This window comes from Streptomyces sp. NPDC029956 (genome assembly GCF_055574655.1).
The window spans coordinates 87,773-103,528 of the sequence record NZ_JBVHZJ010000003.1; the positions used below are offsets into that span (position 1 = coordinate 87,773).

At 71.3% G+C, this 15,756-nt stretch carries 19 protein-coding genes; 14 read left to right on the top strand and 5 right to left on the bottom strand.

Translation table 11 applies throughout. The annotated features are described in order from the left end of the window. Positions 1-220 precede the first annotated feature (220 nt). A complete protein-coding gene (locus tag ACZ4XX_RS02885; protein WP_397998855.1) occupies positions 221-1,141 on the top strand; it encodes a glycoside hydrolase family 19 protein in 921 nt (306 codons plus the stop codon). A 4-nt stretch (positions 1,142-1,145) separates the two neighbouring features. Here the strand turns inward: ACZ4XX_RS02885 and ACZ4XX_RS02890 are convergent, their stop codons facing one another. Both ACZ4XX_RS02890 and ACZ4XX_RS02895 read right to left on the bottom strand, forming a co-directional pair. Continuing rightward, a complete protein-coding gene (locus ACZ4XX_RS02890; protein ID WP_468506221.1) occupies positions 1,146-1,319 on the bottom strand; it encodes a DUF397 domain-containing protein in 174 nt (57 codons plus the stop codon). Beyond that, positions 1,316-2,152, bottom strand: a complete 837-nt coding sequence (locus ACZ4XX_RS02895; protein ID WP_468506222.1) for a helix-turn-helix domain-containing protein — start codon at positions 2,150-2,152, stop codon at positions 1,316-1,318. The genes ACZ4XX_RS02890 and ACZ4XX_RS02895 overlap by 4 nt, the downstream gene beginning before the upstream one ends. Positions 2,153-2,309: 157 nt before the next feature. Here ACZ4XX_RS02895 and ACZ4XX_RS02900 point away from each other — a divergent pair, with 157 nt between their 5' ends. Genes ACZ4XX_RS02900 through ACZ4XX_RS02910 form a run of 3 tightly spaced genes read left to right on the top strand, consistent with a single transcriptional unit; the run spans position 2,310 to position 3,493 of the window. Next, positions 2,310-2,726, top strand: coding sequence for a hypothetical protein (locus tag ACZ4XX_RS02900; RefSeq protein WP_468506377.1), 417 nt, complete (start codon positions 2,310-2,312; stop codon positions 2,724-2,726). 60 nt (positions 2,727-2,786) lie between these two features. Beyond that, positions 2,787-3,053: a ribbon-helix-helix domain-containing protein gene (locus ACZ4XX_RS02905; RefSeq protein WP_468506223.1), complete on the top strand. Its 267-nt coding sequence runs from the start codon at positions 2,787-2,789 to the stop codon at positions 3,051-3,053. Beyond that, the gene (locus ACZ4XX_RS02910) at positions 3,050-3,493 is read left to right on the top strand and encodes a PIN domain-containing protein (protein ID WP_468506224.1); all 444 of its coding nucleotides are present in this window, start codon (positions 3,050-3,052) and stop codon (positions 3,491-3,493) included. Before ACZ4XX_RS02905 ends, ACZ4XX_RS02910 begins: the two co-directional genes overlap by 4 nt. 14 nt (positions 3,494-3,507) lie before the next feature. On the opposite strand, the gene ACZ4XX_RS02915 is transcribed toward ACZ4XX_RS02910, so the two are convergent. Then, positions 3,508-3,963, bottom strand: a complete 456-nt coding sequence (locus ACZ4XX_RS02915; protein WP_468506225.1) for a MarR family winged helix-turn-helix transcriptional regulator — start codon at positions 3,961-3,963, stop codon at positions 3,508-3,510. Further along, positions 3,960-4,583 carry a DJ-1/PfpI family protein gene (locus ACZ4XX_RS02920; protein ID WP_468506226.1) on the bottom strand — a complete coding sequence of 208 codons (624 nt, stop codon included), beginning with the start codon at positions 4,581-4,583 and terminating at the stop codon, positions 3,960-3,962. The genes ACZ4XX_RS02915 and ACZ4XX_RS02920 overlap by 4 nt, the downstream gene beginning before the upstream one ends. Positions 4,584-4,793: 210 nt before the next feature. On the opposite strand from ACZ4XX_RS02920, the gene ACZ4XX_RS02925 reads away from it, so the two are divergent. The 3 genes from ACZ4XX_RS02925 (at position 4,794) to ACZ4XX_RS02935 (ending at position 7,776) form a co-directional block, all read left to right on the top strand. Then, the gene (locus ACZ4XX_RS02925) at positions 4,794-6,158 is read left to right on the top strand and encodes an aspartate aminotransferase family protein (RefSeq protein WP_055602519.1); all 1,365 of its coding nucleotides are present in this window, start codon (positions 4,794-4,796) and stop codon (positions 6,156-6,158) included. Between the two features lie 66 nt (positions 6,159-6,224). Next, on the top strand, positions 6,225-6,932 hold the full coding sequence (locus tag ACZ4XX_RS02930) for a GntR family transcriptional regulator (protein ID WP_468506227.1): 708 nt from the start codon (positions 6,225-6,227) through the stop codon (positions 6,930-6,932). A gap of 193 nt (positions 6,933-7,125) precedes the next feature. Further along, entirely contained in the window at positions 7,126-7,776 is a 651-nt protein-coding gene (locus ACZ4XX_RS02935; protein ID WP_468506228.1) for a hypothetical protein, read from the top strand. A gap of 67 nt (positions 7,777-7,843) precedes the next feature. Here the strand turns inward: ACZ4XX_RS02935 and ACZ4XX_RS02940 are convergent, their stop codons facing one another. Continuing rightward, positions 7,844-8,548, bottom strand: a complete 705-nt coding sequence (locus ACZ4XX_RS02940) for an SLATT domain-containing protein (protein WP_468506378.1) — start codon at positions 8,546-8,548, stop codon at positions 7,844-7,846. Between the two features lie 267 nt (positions 8,549-8,815). Between ACZ4XX_RS02940 and ACZ4XX_RS02945 the strand changes: the two genes are divergently transcribed. The 7 genes from ACZ4XX_RS02945 to ACZ4XX_RS02975 all read left to right on the top strand — a co-directional run bounded on the left by ACZ4XX_RS02945 (position 8,816) and on the right by ACZ4XX_RS02975 (position 15,519). After that, the gene (locus ACZ4XX_RS02945) at positions 8,816-9,151 is read left to right on the top strand and encodes a YbaB/EbfC family nucleoid-associated protein (RefSeq protein WP_015034576.1); all 336 of its coding nucleotides are present in this window, start codon (positions 8,816-8,818) and stop codon (positions 9,149-9,151) included. A gap of 137 nt (positions 9,152-9,288) precedes the next feature. Then, positions 9,289-9,888 carry a recombination mediator RecR gene (recR, locus tag ACZ4XX_RS02950; RefSeq protein WP_017240166.1) on the top strand — a complete coding sequence of 200 codons (600 nt, stop codon included), beginning with the start codon at positions 9,289-9,291 and terminating at the stop codon, positions 9,886-9,888. A 35-nt stretch (positions 9,889-9,923) separates the two neighbouring features. Further along, positions 9,924-10,583: a DUF5063 domain-containing protein gene (locus ACZ4XX_RS02955; protein WP_468506229.1), complete on the top strand. Its 660-nt coding sequence runs from the start codon at positions 9,924-9,926 to the stop codon at positions 10,581-10,583. An 89-nt stretch (positions 10,584-10,672) separates the two neighbouring features. Further along, complete coding sequence (locus tag ACZ4XX_RS02960) at positions 10,673-11,095, top strand: hypothetical protein (RefSeq protein WP_468506230.1); 423 nt, start codon at positions 10,673-10,675, stop codon at positions 11,093-11,095. Next, complete coding sequence (locus ACZ4XX_RS02965) at positions 11,092-13,077, top strand: tetratricopeptide repeat protein (protein ID WP_468506231.1); 1,986 nt, start codon at positions 11,092-11,094, stop codon at positions 13,075-13,077. Before ACZ4XX_RS02960 ends, ACZ4XX_RS02965 begins: the two co-directional genes overlap by 4 nt. Before the next feature lie 115 nt (positions 13,078-13,192). Next, entirely contained in the window at positions 13,193-14,464 is a 1,272-nt protein-coding gene (locus ACZ4XX_RS02970; RefSeq protein ID WP_468506232.1) for an aspartate kinase, read from the top strand. Next, entirely contained in the window at positions 14,461-15,519 is a 1,059-nt protein-coding gene (locus ACZ4XX_RS02975; protein WP_468506233.1) for an aspartate-semialdehyde dehydrogenase, read from the top strand. The genes ACZ4XX_RS02970 and ACZ4XX_RS02975 overlap by 4 nt, the downstream gene beginning before the upstream one ends. Positions 15,520-15,756 lie beyond the last annotated feature (237 nt).

The following is a 15,756-nucleotide window of genomic DNA, read 5'->3' on the forward strand; positions in this document are numbered from 1 at the left end:
TCTCCCCCCCCCTCCTCCCCCCCCCCCCCCTCCCCCCCCCCCCCCCCCCCCCCCCCCCCCCCCCCCCCCCCCCCCCCCCCCCCCCCCCCCCGCCACTTGCGGTTTCGGGGCAAGTGGAATTTCCCTTGTCACAACTTCTGGTCTAGACCTTGACAGGTCCAGACCAATCGCGCTTCGCTGTGCTTCCCCCCGACCCGGCCCCACCCGGAAGGAAGTACGCATGCTGCGTAAGTTGGTCACCTCGTTGGCCGCGCTCTGTACGGTCGTCGGACTCGCCGTCCTTTTCCTCCCCGCCGCCTCCGCCGGCGCGGCAGCCGCCTGTGCGGCCGCATGGAACTCCTCCAGCGTCTACACGGGCGGGATGACGGCCTCGCACAACGGCCACAACTGGTCCGCCAAGTGGTGGACCCAGAACGAGACCCCCGGCACGACCGGCGAGTGGGGCGTCTGGGCCGACCAGGGCGTCTGCGGCGGCGGACCCACCACCCCGCCCACCACCCCGCCGACCACGCCGCCGACCTCCGGATTCGTGGTCTCCGAGGCTCAGTTCAACCAGATGTTCCCGAGCCGGAACCCCTTCTACACGTACGCGGGCCTCACCGCCGCCCTCAAGTCGTACCCCGGCTTCGCCAACACCGGCAGCGACACCGTGAAGAAGCAGGAGGCCGCGGCCTTCCTCGCGAACGTCTCCCACGAGACGGGTGGCCTCGTCCACATCGTCGAGCAGAACACGGCCAACTACCCGCACTACTGCGACACCAGCCAGTCCTACGGCTGCCCCGCAGGCCAGGCCGCCTACTACGGCCGCGGCCCCATCCAGCTCTCCTGGAACTTCAACTACAAGGCCGCCGGTGACGCCCTCGGCATCGACCTGCTGAACAACCCCTGGCGCGTCGAGCAGGACCCGGCCGTCGCCATGATGACCGGCCTCTGGTACTGGAACACCCAGAGCGGCCCCGGCACGATGACCGCCCACAACGCCATGGTCAACGGCGCCGGCTTCGGCCAGACGATCTGGGCGATCAACGGCAGCCTGGAGTGCAACGGCCGCAACCCGGCCCAGGTCCAGAGCCGGGTCACCAAGTACCAGCAGTTCACCCAGATCCTGGGCGTCCCCGCGGGGTCGAACCTGTCCTGCTAGTCGGCTACTGCCACGCGACGAACACGCTCCAGGCGACGGGCTCCACGGTGAACGTGGGCCCGTCGCTCTGCTTGGAGTCGCGGAGGTGGACGGCGTGGGGGCAGGTGGCGACCTCGACGCACTCCCCGCCGCCGCTGTCGCTGTAGCTGGACTTGAACCAGTGCAGGGTGTCGCTCATCTCTGTACTCCCGCCAACTCCTCGATGAGGCCCAGCGACCCGCGCGGATCCAGGGCCTGTGCCCGGATCTTCGCATACCGCTGGCGGTGCGTATTGACCTTCGTCCGGTCGGTGATCAGCAGGCTCTCGCCCTGGATCTCCAGGTAGGTGACGTGGTCGTGGACCGTGGTCTCGATGACCGTCAGGTTCCCTCGGTCGGCCACGTACTCACCCCCCAGCCCCGCATCCAGCGGCAACACCTGAAGGTTCACGTTCCTCCTCCGCGCGCACTCCGCCAAGTGCGCCAACTGCTCCCGCATGACCTCCTCGTCGCCGATCGGCCGCCGTAGCACCGACTCGTCGAGGACCAGCTCGATCTCGCACACCTGCTTCCGGTCGAACAGCGCCTTCCGCGCCATCCGGCCGACCACCAGCTCCTCGACCCGCTCCGGCGTCGGCTCCGGGTAGCCACCCGCGATCAGCGCCCGCGCGTACGCCTCCGTCTGGAACAACCCGTGGACGACGTGGTTCGCGTACAGCCACAGCGCCACCGCCTTCTGCTCGATCGGCGCGTACCCGCGGAACTGCTCGGGCAGCTTCTCCAGCCGTACGAGCTCCCGCATCTCCTCGAAGATGCCCGTGCCGCCGCCCAGGACGCGTTCGAGCTGGACGAGCATGTCGTCGCTCACCGGGTGGATGAGCCGTTCCATCGCGCTGATCGCGGCCCCCGTGAAGCCCATCCGCGTGCCCAACTGGTCCTGCGTCAGTCCCTGCTTCACTCGCGTTTTCCTGGCCACCGCCGCCGCCATCCTGGCCGCAGGGCCGACCGTTTCCCTGTTCTCCGCTCGCGCCATTCCCGCTCCCCATTCGGACTCAACCGATCTCAACCGGTCTCAACTGCTCCTCGCCGAATTCGACTGCCCACAAGGCGCGTTGATGCAGGTCAAGGGGTTGCCGACGCGCCCGCCGCAGTCGTGGAAAACGCTAGCGCCGACGCGGGAACATGTCCTCGTGAATGAAGAGAATCGGGACGTAAACGTGGATTGGATTCCTGCTTCCGGATTCCAACTCCGTAAGGCGGGGGTGCAATTCGACGCCGTTCGGGTGGACGGGGACGAGGGGCGGCTGCTCGCCGACCGGATGGAGGCGCTCACCGGGGGCGACCCGGGGCCGGTGGTGATCGAGGCGAACGGGCGGCGCGGGGTCTACTTCCTGGTGCCGCCGGGGTCGACGGCGCGGAAGGCGTGGCCGCGCGGGGTGACCCGGTTCAACTCCGGGCCCGCCCACGTGAGCTTCGTGCCGGTGCCGGCGCTGACGGGGAGGACCTGGCCGCTGTCGTGGCGCTTCCCGCCGTCGTCGCCGGACCGCTTCGTCCACCCGCTGCTGCTGCGGAGCGCCGTGACCGAGCAGTTCAACGGTGTGTCCTGACCACCCGGACCGACCGGGGACGCGCATACATCAATCTGGTACATGGGCTACCGTTGGTACATGTCCATGAAGCGCACGAACGTGTACGCCGACCCCGAGGACCTGGCGATCATCAAGGAGGCCGCCAAGCGACGCGGCATAAGCGAGGCCGAGATCATCCGGCAGGGGATCCACCTCGCGGCCATGGCCAACCGGGTCTGGGACGAGCCCCTGTTCTCGCGCACGTTCGAGGGGCGCGGCCGGACCCTGGCCAAAGCCGAGGTCCGCGATGTCGTGGCCGACGCCGCCCTGCGTGAGGTGGACACCGAAGCGGGGACCGCTGCGTGATCATCGTCGTGGCCGACACCTCCGGGCTGCTGGCCGCTCTTGATTCCACCCACCCCGAGAACGCGGCGGCCACCGAGGCGATCCAGGCCGCGGGGCTGCTCGTGATGTCCCCGCTCCTGCTGGCCGAGCTCGACCATGTGGCCACGCGTGAGCTCGGCCGCGAAGCCGCGCTCGGCGCGGTGGACGACATCCGGCACTGGATGCGCCGGGGGCGGGTCTCCCTGCCGGAGATCACCGAGGACCACCTGGGCGCCGCCCAGATGGTCCGGCTGCGCTACGCGGCGCTCGACCTCGACCTGGCCGATGCCGTCAACGTCGCTCTGGCCGCCGAGTACGACACGGACGCGATCCTCACGCTTGATCGTCGCGACTTCCGTGCCGTCCGCCCTCTCGGGCGGCACAAGGCGTTCCGGGTGCTGCCCGACGACCTTCCGCTCTGAGCGCGGCCTGCCGCCTAACGATGACCGGCCTCGACGGCTTCGAGCGCGGCCGACAGCCGGTCCAGGACCCGGACCGTCTCGTCGAAGGCCTCCTGGCCGCCCAGCTCCCGGACGAGCGCGGCCGCCAGCTCGGCGTGGCCCGGGTCGATGCGGGCGATGGCCGCCCGGCCCGCCTCGGTCGGAGTGAGGAGCTTGGCGCGGCGGTGGGCCGGGTTCGGCTCGTACGCCGCGAGTCCCTCCCGTACGAGCAGGTCCGCGATCCGCTGGACGCTCTGCCGGGTGATGCCCATGGCCCGGGCGATCCCGGCGACCGGGAGGGGGGCCGGGAGGACGGCTCCCAGGACCTGCCACCAGGCGGCGGTCAGGCCGGCCGGCTCGGCCAGCTTCTCCGAGACGGCGAGGAACTGGCCGTTGAGCCGGAAGACGCCCAGGGCCGTGCGCGAGAGGGCGTCCTGCTGTTCGCGGCTCATGAGTTCAGCTCGACGAACGCCGCCGGGTCCGAGTCGTGGAAGAGGCGGTACCAGGCGTCCCGCTTGCCCTCGTACGCGCCGAGCGCGGCGAAGACCTCGCGTGCGAAGGCGACCGGCTCCGTCGGGCCCGCCGTGATCAGGTCTCCGGTCCCGGCCTCGCCCCCGGACGTCACCGCGTCCGCGTCGACGTAGTGCTCGCCGCCCTTGTAGCCGGTGGCGGCCAGGTAGAAGGAGACCGCGCTGGTGTGGGGGCGGTCGTCGAGCAGGCCCTCCTTGGCGAGCCCGGCGGTGGCGCCGCAGATCGCGGCGACCGGGACCCCGGCGTCGAGGAAGGCGCGGGCCGCGGCCGGGAAGGCGGCGAGCTCGTCGCCCTCGTCGTACTTGTCTGCGCCCGGAAGGATCAGCAGGTCGCTGTCCTCGGGGCGGAGGTCGGCGAGTGCGAGGTCGGGGACGATCCGGATGCCGGCGATGGTCGTGACCGGTTCCCCGGCGACCGGGCCCACGGTCCGGACCGTGTAGCCGGCGCGGGCGAGCCAGGCGGTGGCGTGGCCCGTCTCCCAGTCGGCGAGCGTGTCGTAGACGGCGAGGTGGACGGTCTTCGTTCCGGTCTTCGTTCCCATGGCTGACCCCTTGGTCGGTGTGGTCGATCCCTTGGCTCCGCTGATGACAAGAGACTGTCATATCGACAGGATGCTGTCAATGGTGGGGAGGCCCGCGCCCCGAAACGGCGGACAGGCCCGCGCCCCGAAACAAGGTGTCGCGTCCGCCCCGGTCTCGGTGGACAAGATGGCCATGGCCCGCCCTACCTGCGGTTCCTTACCCTCGACCCCATGACCCCTCATGTCATCGAACCCGATCCCCAGGCCGGGGCCGCCGTCAAGGCCGCCGACCGCGCGCACGTGTTCCACTCCTGGTCCGCCCAGGGCCTGATCGACCCGCTCGCCGTCGCCGGCGCCGAGGGTTCGTACTTCTGGGACTACGACGGGAACCGCTACCTGGACTTCACCAGCGGCCTCGTCTACACGAACATCGGCTACCAGCACCCCCGTGTGGTCGCCGCCATCCAGGAGCAGGCCGCGAAGCTCACCACCTTCGCGCCCGCCTTCGCCATCGACGTCCGCTCCGAGGCCGCACGCCTCATCGCCGAGCGCACCCCGGGCGACCTGGACAAGATCTTCTTCACCAACGGCGGCGCCGAGGCCGTCGAGAACGCCGTCCGCATGGCCCGGCTGCACACCGGCCGCACGAAGGTGCTCTCCGCCTACCGCTCGTACCACGGCGCCACCTCCACCGCGATCAACCTGACCGGTGACCCGCGCCGCTGGGCCTCCGACAACGGCTCCGCCGGCGTCGTGCGCTTCTGGGCGCCGTTCCTCTACCGCTCGCCCTTCTACGCCACCACCGAGGCGGAGGAGAGCGCGCGGGCCCTCCAGCACCTGGAGGACACGATCGCCTTCGAGGGTCCGGCGACGATCGCCGCGATCATCCTGGAGACCGTGCCCGGCACCGCAGGCATCATGACCCCGCCGCCCGGCTACCTCGCCGGTGTCCGCGAGATCTGCGACAAGTACGGCATCGTCTTCGTCCTCGACGAGGTCATGGCGGGCTTCGGCCGCACCGGCAAGTGGTTCGCCGCCGAGCACTTCGACGTCGTGCCCGACCTGATGACCTTCGCCAAGGGCGTGAACTCCGGCTACGTGCCGCTCGGCGGCGTCGCCATCAGCGAGAAGATCGCCGCCACCTTCGACAAGCGGCCCTACCCGGGCGGACTGACCTACTCCGGTCACCCGCTGGCCTGCGCCGCCGCCGTCGCCACCATCCAGGTGATGGAGGACGAGAAGGTCGTCGAGAACGCCGCCCACATCGGCGAGAACGTCCTCGGCCCCGGCCTGCGCGAACTCGCCGAGCGCCACCCGTCCGTCGGCGAGGTCCGCGGCCTCGGCGTCTTCTGGGCGCTCGACCTGGTCAAGAACCGGGAGACGCGCGAGCCGCTCGTCCCGTACAACGCGGCCGGCGAGGCCAACGCGCCGATGGCCGCCTTCGGCGCCGCGGCGAAGAAGAACGGCCTGTGGCCCTTCGTCAACATGAACCGCACCCACGCCGTCCCCGCCTGCAACGTCACCGAGGCGGAGGCCAAGGAAGGCCTCGCGGCCCTGGACGCGGCCCTCACGGTCGCCGACGAGCACACCGCGTAACCGCGAACGGGGTGGCCCCTTCCGTCTGGACTAGGGTGTCCGGAGCCGGACGGAGGGGGCCGACCCATGCCCGCGAGCGGAGCTGTCACCCGCAACACCTTGCGACAGCAGATCGCGGACGCGCTGCGTGACGAGGTGCTCGCGGGCCGTCTCCAACCCGGCGAGGAATTCACCGTCAAACAGATCGCCGATCAGTACGGCGTCTCCGCGACCCCGGTGCGCGAAGCCCTCGTCGACCTCTGCGCGCAGGGACTCCTCGACTCCGACCAGCACCGCGGCTTCCGCGTCCACCAGTACTCGGTCGACGACTACCGGGGGATGGTCGAGGCCCGGATGCTCGTCGTCGACGGCATCTTCCGCCGCGACGCCGCCATGGTGCCGCCCCGCTCCGCGGTCACGGAACCCGACCTCGGAGTCGGCGTCGCCCTGGTCTCGATACGGCGCAGGGGCGAGGCGGCGGCGCGCGCCGCCCGCGCCGGGGACCTCGACGTCCTCATCGGGTACGACATCCGGTACTGGCGCGAACTCGCCCGGCTGGTCGCCGCCAACGACTACATCGCCGAGTTCCTCCACAAGCTCCGCGTCCAGGCCTGGGTGTTCTCCGTCCCCTACCTGCGCTCCGAGCGGGACGTCCTCGGCTGGCTGTGGAGCGGGCACGTCGACCTCGTCGACGCGATCACCCGCGGCGACGCGGAAGCGGCCGTCGCGGTCGTACGGGAGTACAACGCGCACTCCATGGAATGGGCGGACCGGCTGGAGCAGCGGGCCCGCTGAGCGCGCCGCGAGACGAGGCCGGGACGGGCCGGCGGGGTTGAGGGGCGGTCTCCCGGTTGAGGGCCCGGCTCCCCGGGCAGTTCCTCAGCGGGTGGACGGTGTCCGTCGGGCGCCGACTAACCTGGCCGTCCCTGCAAAAGCCTGGCGTACGCCCTGCGAGCGTCCCCCGCAACTGACGGAGAGCGAGCCTCCCTTGGCCTGTGACCTGTGGCTGGTCCCCCTCGTCGACGTGCTGTGCCACAGCCCCGACAATCCCTTCGCCGAAGAGATCGCCGCGTACGACGCCGTGCTCAGCGCGTCCGGTCTGCCGACCGTGCCCGTCTACGCGTACATGCCGGGGCTCTCCGGCGACGTCGCCCCGATCGCCGGCTTCGACTACGAGGCGCTGCACTTCCTGCGCCGCGCCTACCTCCTCCAGATGTGCGGACTGCCGGTCGAACCGGTCGGCGAGCTCGGCGGGGACTACGAACAGCTCCTGGAGATGTTCGAGGCGACCGCCCAGCAGTCGCACCTGGTCTGGCACTACGACCACGCGGGCGCGTACGTGCCGGTCGACTTCCCGGTCCCGCTCGCCAGCGACGAGCTCCTGGAGGGCGGCGGGCCGCTCGGCTCCTCGTACGGGCTGCTGCGCGAGCTGGAATTCGTCGCGCCCTCGATCGGCATCGACCCCTCGAACCCGCCGGCGCCCCCCGTACCGCCGGAGCGGCCGACCACCCTGGAGGAACCGGCCGTACCGGTTCCGCAGGACGGCGGCCCCTTCGCCCGGGAGCGCCACGTATGGCTCGGGCTGCACGCGGCGGCGACCAGGAGCCTGGCCCAGGGCTCGATGATCATCCTGAGCTGAGGTCCGCGCGCACGGCCCGGGCCGTGCGCCCCGCGCCCACGGCCCCGAGGGACCCCGGAGGCCTGCGTCAGCGGGCCTCCGGGGGGCGCTGACGGGGCATGTTCGGCCGGGTGCCCGGCGGCAGCGGGAAACGGCCCGAGGGGTGATGGCTCTCCGCCCGCGCGGGCACCACGCCCACCGACTGGAGCGCGAGCGGCGCCGGGCCCGAGCGGAACTCGACCATCCAGTCCGCGGTCTCCGCCCGTACGAGCTCGGTCACGTCCTCCGAGAAGCGGCGCAGCACGCCCAGACAGCGCTCGGCGGCCTCGCTGGCGGTGCCCTCCGTGGGGCCCAGGACCTCCCGGACGCTCTCCGAGGCCCAGTCGAACTGCAGGGCCTGGAGACGCCGCTGCACGGCCTGTGCCGTCGCCACGTCCCTTATCCAGCCGGACGTCAGACCGAAGTACCGGTCGCAGGCCAGGCAGGCGGCGCCGAGCAGCAGCGAGAGGTAGCCCCAGCCGACGGTGCCCTCCGCGACGCCGGTCAGGTCGAGCAGGGGGAGCGCGGCGCCCGCGATCACCCCGGCGGCCGTGCCGATCCGCAGGATCCGGGCGCTGCGGCGCTTCCAGACGCGGTCGGAGAGGTACCACTCGGCGGTGCGCAGGGCATGGGACTCCACCCAGCGGTACAGCTCGTCGAGCCGCTCGGCGGGCTCGCCCCAGTCGCCCAGGGGGAACGGCGTACCGGTCAGATCGCGGTGGACGTCTCCCCCGGGGGGCCCCGGTGGCTGCATCTCCGGCTGCTGGCTCACCGGGGGACTCCTCTGTTCAGCTCAGTGCTCGTGTCCTTCTGTGACGTGCGGTGCACGTGGTGCCTGCCCTTCCTACCGCCGAATGGTGGGCGATGGGCCCGGAATCCCAGGATTTCCGCCCGCAAGGGGGTCTTGATCAGGTAGAGGAGCCCGCAGTTTCTCACCCGAAAGAGTGGTGGAGCAGGGCGGGCGGGGACCACGTAGGCTCGGCGTACCGACATACGGACGTACCGAACCTCAGGAGTGGCCGTGATTCCCGGTGGTGGTCAGCCCAACATGCAGCAGCTTCTGCAGCAGGCCCAGAAGATGCAGCAGGACCTCGCCCGCGCCCAGCAGGAGCTGGCGGCGACCGAGGTCGACGGACAGGCGGGCGGCGGCCTGGTCAAGGCGACCGTGACCGGATCCGGAGAGCTGCGTGGCCTGGTCATCGACCCCAAGGCGGTCGACCCGGAGGACACCGAGACGCTCGCCGACCTGATCGTGGCCGCCGTGCAGGCCGCCAACGACAACGCGCAGCAGCTCCAGCAGGCCAAGCTCGGCCCGCTGGCCCAGGGCATGGGCGGCATGCCCGGCCTCGGGTTCTGAGCCCCGGGGCCCCTCCGGGCCCGGGTGCTCTTCCGCGCTCGACGGCCGTCGAGCGCGGCTCCCGGCTCCCGTGGGCTTCTTAGGCTCGCTTCAAGCCACTACCGTAAGAATCAAGCACTCCCTCGAAAGGGCGTTCCGTGTACGAAGGCGTGGTTCAGGACCTCATCGACGAACTGGGCAGGCTGCCCGGCGTCGGTCCCAAGAGCGCGCAGCGGATCGCCTTCCACATCCTCCAGGCCGAGCCGACCGACGTACGGCGTCTCGCGCACGCCCTCCTGGAGGTCAAGGAGAAGGTCAGGTTCTGTGCGGTCTGCGGCAACGTGGCACAGCAGGAGCAGTGCAACATCTGCCGGGACCCGCGCCGCGACCTGACCGTCATCTGTGTGGTCGAGGAGCCGAAGGACGTCGTCGCGATCGAGCGGACCCGCGAGTTCCGGGGGCGGTACCACGTCCTCGGCGGCGCGATCAGCCCGATCGAGGGCGTCGGCCCGGACGACCTCCGCATCCGCGAGCTGCTCGCGCGGCTCGCCGACGGCGCCGTCACCGAGCTGATCCTCGCGACCGACCCGAACCTGGAGGGCGAGGCCACCGCGACGTACCTGGCGCGGATGATCAAGCCCATGGGACTCAAGGTGACCCGGCTCGCGAGCGGGCTCCCGGTCGGTGGCGACCTCGAGTACGCCGACGAGGTGACCCTCGGCCGTGCCTTCGAGGGACGGAGGCTGCTAGATGTATGACGACCGGGCCGGCGCGCTCTCAGGGAGGCTCCTCGATGTCTGACCCCACGCTGCACGCGATCACGCAGAACCCCGACGACTTCGCGGTCCAGATCGCCGACTCCATCGAGAGCTTCATCGTCGCGACCGCCGAGGTCGCCAAGGGCGACGAGCCGGACAGCGCGGTCCCCTTCCTGCTCCTGGAGATCTCGCAGCTGCTCCTCGCGGGCGGGCGGCTCGGCGCGCACGAGGACATCGTCCCGGACGAGCGGTACGAGACGGACACGGGCCCCGAGCCCGACGTGGACGACCTGCGCATGCGCTTCGCCGTGCTCCTCGAACCGGTCGACGTCTTCTCGGAGGTCTTCGACCCGTACGAGCCCCGCAAGGCGCCCGTCCCGGCCCGGATCTCCGACAACCTCGCCGACATCGTCACCGACCTCCGCCACGGCCTGGCCCACTACCGGGCGGGCCGCACCAGCGAGGCCCTGTGGTGGTGGCAGTTCTCGTACTTCTCCAACTGGGGCCCCACCGCCTCGGCCACCCTCCGCGCCCTCCAGTCCCTCGTCGCCCACGTCCGCCTCGACCAGCCCCTCGCGGCCCTCGACGGCCTCGACACGGACGAGGACCTCACCGAGGACGACCTCGCCGAGGAGGCCGGCCGCGTGATGGCGGAGGAGATCGGCGGACCGCTGGGCCTGCGCGAGCGTCTGTAGACGGCGCGAGCGTCCGCGGGGGGCCGAGGACTCAGGAACTCCCTTGCGAACGGCTGCCGTCGGGCGACCACGTCCCGCATCATGGCCCCATGGCAGCAACCGCCCCCTCGAAGGCCCTCCTCCGGAGCGGAATCGGCGTAGCCACCGCCGGAGTTCTCGCTCTCCTCGTCGTCGCCTCCGTCGACCTCGGGACGGCCGATCAGATCGCCAGCGTCACCGGTGTCGTCCTCGCCCTCGCCGGACTGGGGCTCTCGCTCTGGGCGCAGTTCGGGCGCGGCGGCGCGGCCCCCGTGGAGGCCTCCGGCGCCCGGTCCGTCGCCGCCGGCGGGAACATCGGGACCATCGTCACCGGTGACGGCGCGCGGCCCCCGGCCGTGCCGCCCGCCGCTCCTCCCGCCTCCCCGCCCGCCCCCGCCGGCGGCACGGCACCCGCCGGGCCCGTCACCGCCTCCGGCGAGCGTTCCGTCGCCGCCGGCGGGGACATCGGGAGCGTGACGACGGGCGACGCGTGAGCGGCGACGGGGGCGTCTCCGCCTCGGGGGACCGTTCCGTCGCGGCCGGCGGGAACATCGGGTGGGTACACACCGGCGACCGGGTGACCGCCCTGCCGGCGGAGGCCCTCGGGCCGGTGATCTGCCCGCCCGGACTCGTCAACGTGCCCCGCAGGGCCGCCCACTTCGTGGGGCGCGACGAGGAGGGCGGCCTGCTCGACGGGGAGTCGGAGACCGTCGTCATCTGCGGGCTCGGCGGGGTGGGGAAGTCCTCGCTCGCCGCCCGTTGGGCCCTGCGGCAGGCGCCGCACCGCAACCCCGTCTGGTGGATCACGGCGGAGAGCCGGGCGGACGTGGACGCGGGGCTCGCGGGCCTGGCCGCCGCGATGCAGCCGGAGCTCATCGACGTACTCCCGCAGGAGGCGCTGCGGGAGCGGGCGCTGCAGTGGCTGTCGGCGCACGACGGCTGGCTGCTCGTGCTCGACAACGTCACCGACCCTCGTGATGTGGAGGGCCTGCTGGCCAGGGCCGGCGACCGGGGGAGGATCGTCGTCACCAGCCGGACGACGGACACCTGGTACGGGATCGGGCGCCTCCTCACCCTGCCCGTGCTGGCGGCGGGCGAGGCCGTCGAACTGTTCACCCGGGTCGCCACCCACGCGGGCCCGCGCGACACCACCGGGGCGGAGCAGCTCTGCGAGACCCTCGGACAGCTGCCGCTCGCCGTCGAGATCGCCGCCGCGTACTGCGGCCGCACGGCCACGGCCCCGTTCGACTATCTGGCGGAGCTGGGCCGGAGCCGCGGCCTCGGCAATGCGGAGGAGGCCGTCGGCCGGGCCCTGAGCGTCACGCTCAACAGGCTCTCCGAAACGGTCCCGTATGCCTCGGGGCTGCTCCGGCTGCTCGGCTGGTTCGCCCCCGACCGGATTCCCGCGATGCTCCTGCCGCCGTTCCCCGGTACCCGGGAGGCGCTCGGGGAGCTGGCCGCGCACAGCATGATCACCCTGCACGAGGACGGCTCGGTCTCCGTCCACCGGCTCGTGCAGGCCATCGCCCGCCGGCCGCCGCCCGGGGACGACGTACCCGGGCAGCGGGGGATGATCGAAGGAGTGCGATCGCTCGCGGAGACGGCGCTCGCCCATGCCGCCCCGCTGGACATCGAGGACCCGGCCGACCGGGAGGTGTGGCGGGTGCTGCTGCCGCACGTCGAGGCGCACCTGCGGCACACGGACCCCGCGGGGGACGGCGAGTACCTGATGCCGGTGCTTGTCACCGCGGCCGCGTACCTGAGCCTGAACAGGCTGTACGAGGAGTCGGCCGAGGTGTACGCGCGGACGCTGGCCGGTTGTGAGCGGCTGTTCGGCCCGGACAATCCATTCCTTTTGGAACTGCGCGGCGCGCTGTCCGAGAGCCTCGCCTCGGCGGGCCGCGCGGACGAGGCGATCGAGATGGCGACCGCGATGGTGCGCGATATGACCGAGGTGCTGGGAGCCGACGACCCGATGACGCTCAAGGCACGGTCCTGCCTCGCGACGGCCCATGCGAAGGCCGGACTGACCCACCGGGCGATGGCTCTGAAGGAGAGCGTGCTGGGGGACATGGTCCGGGTCCTGGGCCCCGGGGACCAGGAGACGCTGGCGGCCTGTTCCGGGCTCGCCGGGATCTACCAGGACGCGAACCGGACCCTGGAGGCCCTCGTGCTGAACGCGTACGCGGCGGGTGAGATGAGCCTGCTCCTCGGCGAGGAGGACCCGGAGACCCTGGTCAGCCGGATCAACCTGGTCGGCCTCTACGCGGCCGTCGGGGCGATCGAACAGGCCCGTGCCGAGTACACGGAGCTGCTGTCCGTCTGCACGCGTGTCCTCGGCGAGGACCATCCGTACACCGTCCACGTACGCGACACGCTCGACGCGCAGGGGCCGGGCGACCCCCACGGTGCGGAGAGCGGGCGCACGGTGGAGTGGTGGCTGCACGGCGAGATATCCCCGCAGCGGCCCGAATGATCACCCAGTGAGCGCCGCGTCTCACGATGCGATATCACGTAGGCGTTCGCGGGTCGCTCGTTAGACTGAGCCGATCGCAGCGCCGGCTGCGGCACACACTGAGCGAGGAGCGCACGTGGGCCTTGTCGTGCAGAAGTACGGAGGCTCCTCCGTTGCCGATGCCGAAGGCATCAAGCGCGTCGCCAAGCGGATCGTGGACGCCAAGAAGAACGGCCACCAGGTGGTCGTCGTGGTTTCCGCGATGGGCGACACGACGGACGAGTTGATCGATCTCGCCGAGCAGGTATCCCCGATCCCTGCCGGGCGTGAGTTCGACATGCTGCTGACCGCCGGAGAGCGGATCTCCATGGCCCTGCTGGCCATGGCGATCAAAAACCTGGGCCACGAGGCACAGTCGTTCACGGGCAGCCAGGCCGGTGTCATCACCGACTCGGTCCACAACAAAGCGCGCATCATCGATGTCACGCCGGGCCGGATCCGCACCGCCCTCGACGAGGGCAACATCGCCATCGTCGCCGGGTTCCAGGGCGTGTCCCAGGACAAGAAGGACATCACCACGCTCGGCCGTGGCGGTTCCGACACCACCGCCGTGGCGCTGGCCGCCGCGCTGGACGCCGAGGTCTGCGAGATCTACACCGACGTCGACGGCGTGTTCACGGCCGACCCGCGCGTGGTGAAGAAGGCGAAGAAGATCGACTGGATCTCCTTCGAGGACATGCTGGAGCTCGCCGCCTCCGGCTCCAAGGTGCTGCTGCACCGGTGCGTCGAGTACGCACGCCGATACAACATCCCGATCCACGTCCGCTCGTCCTTCTCGGGGCTGCAGGGCACCTGGGTCAGCAACGAGCCGCAAGGGGACCGCAAGGTGGAGCAGGCCATCATCTCGGGCGTCGCCCACGACACCTCCGAGGCGAAGATCACCGTCGTCGGCGTGCCGGACAAGCCGGGCGAGGCCGCGGCCATCTTCCGGGCCGTCGCGGACGCCGAGATCAACATCGACATGATCGTGCAGAACGTGTCCGCCGCCTCGACCGGCCTCACGGACATCTCCTTCACCCTCCCCAAGGCCGAGGGCCGCAAGGCCATCGACGCCCTGGAGAAGGCGAAGAGCGCGATCGGCTTCGACTCGCTGCGCTACGACGACCAGATCGGCAAGATCTCCCTGGTCGGCGCCGGTATGAAGACCAACCCGGGCGTCACCGCGGACTTCTTCCGCGCGCTCTCCGACGCGGGAGTGAACATCGAGCTCATCTCGACCTCCGAGATCCGCATCTCGGTCGTCACCCGCGCCGACGACGTCAACGAGGCCGTGCGCGCCGTCCACGGCGCCTTCGGCCTGGACAGCGACTCGGACGAGGCCGTCGTCTACGGAGGCACCGGCCGATGACGCCGAAGCCGACGCTCGCGGTCGTCGGTGCGACCGGAGCCGTCGGCTCGGTGATGCTCCAGATGCTCACGCACCACGCGGACGTCTGGGGCGAGATCCGCCTCCTCGCCTCCCCGCGCTCGGCCGGCCGCAAGGCCGCCGTGCGCGGGGAGGAGTGCGAGATCCTCGCGCTCGACGAGGAGGCCCTGGAAGGCGTCGACCTGGCGCTGTTCCTGGTGCCCGAGACGGTGGCCGCCCGCTGGGCACCCATCGCCGCCACCAAGGGCGCCGTCGTCGTGGACACCTCCGCCGCCTTCCGCGCGGACCCCGACGTCCCCCTCGTGGTCCCCGAGATCAACGCCCACGCGGCGCGCGTACGCCCCCGGGGCGTCGTCGCCAGCCCCGGCAGCACCACCCTCGCGCTGGTCGTCGGTGTGGGCGCCCTGCACGCCGAGTTCGGGCTCTCCGAACTGGTCGTCACCGCCCAGCAGGCCGCGTCCGGCGCCGGTGCCGGACGGGCCGGCGTCGAGGCGCTCCGTGCCCAGCTCGGCCTGGTGGCCGGCCGTGGCGACCTGGGCACCCACCCCGGAGACGTACGGCGGGCCGTCGGCGAGAACACCGGGCCCTTCCCCGGCCCCCTCGCGCTCAACGTCCTGCCCTGGTCGGGCACGGCGGGCGCCGACGGGGCCTCCTCGGAGGAGGAGCGCGTACGGGACGAGACCCGGCGGATCCTCGCGCTCCCCGCGCTGCGGGTCGCCGCCACCTGTGTGCGCGTGCCCGTCGTCACCGGACACTCCGTCTCCGTGCACGCCCGCTTCGAGAGCCCCGTGCCGCTCGACCGCGCGCACGAGATCCTCGCGACCACGCCCGGGGTCGTGCTGTACGACGACCCCGCCGCGGGCGACTTCCCCACCCCCGCCGACGTCGTCGGCACCGATCCCGCCTGGGTCGGCCGGGTGCGGCGCTCCATGGACGACGAGCGGGCGCTCGATTTCTTCGTCTGCGCCGACAACCTCCGCAAGGGCGCCGCCCTCAACGCCCTCCAGATCGCGGAATCGGTTGTCACGTATTTGTAGGATCTGTGAACGACCTGTGAGCAATTAGGCGTCAGATACCTCTTGAACTGCGGTGATGCCGTGGTCGACGATGCTCTTTCCCCTTACTGCAACCAGTAGTTGGGTGGGAGGCGTCTCTGCGTGCACTCACCAATGTGGCGTGGAACACGCTGTGAAGCGGGGCATCGGGGGAGAACGGTTACGCATGAGGACAAACGACTCACCGTCGAAAAGGGTGGCGTACGCGTACAACCCTGT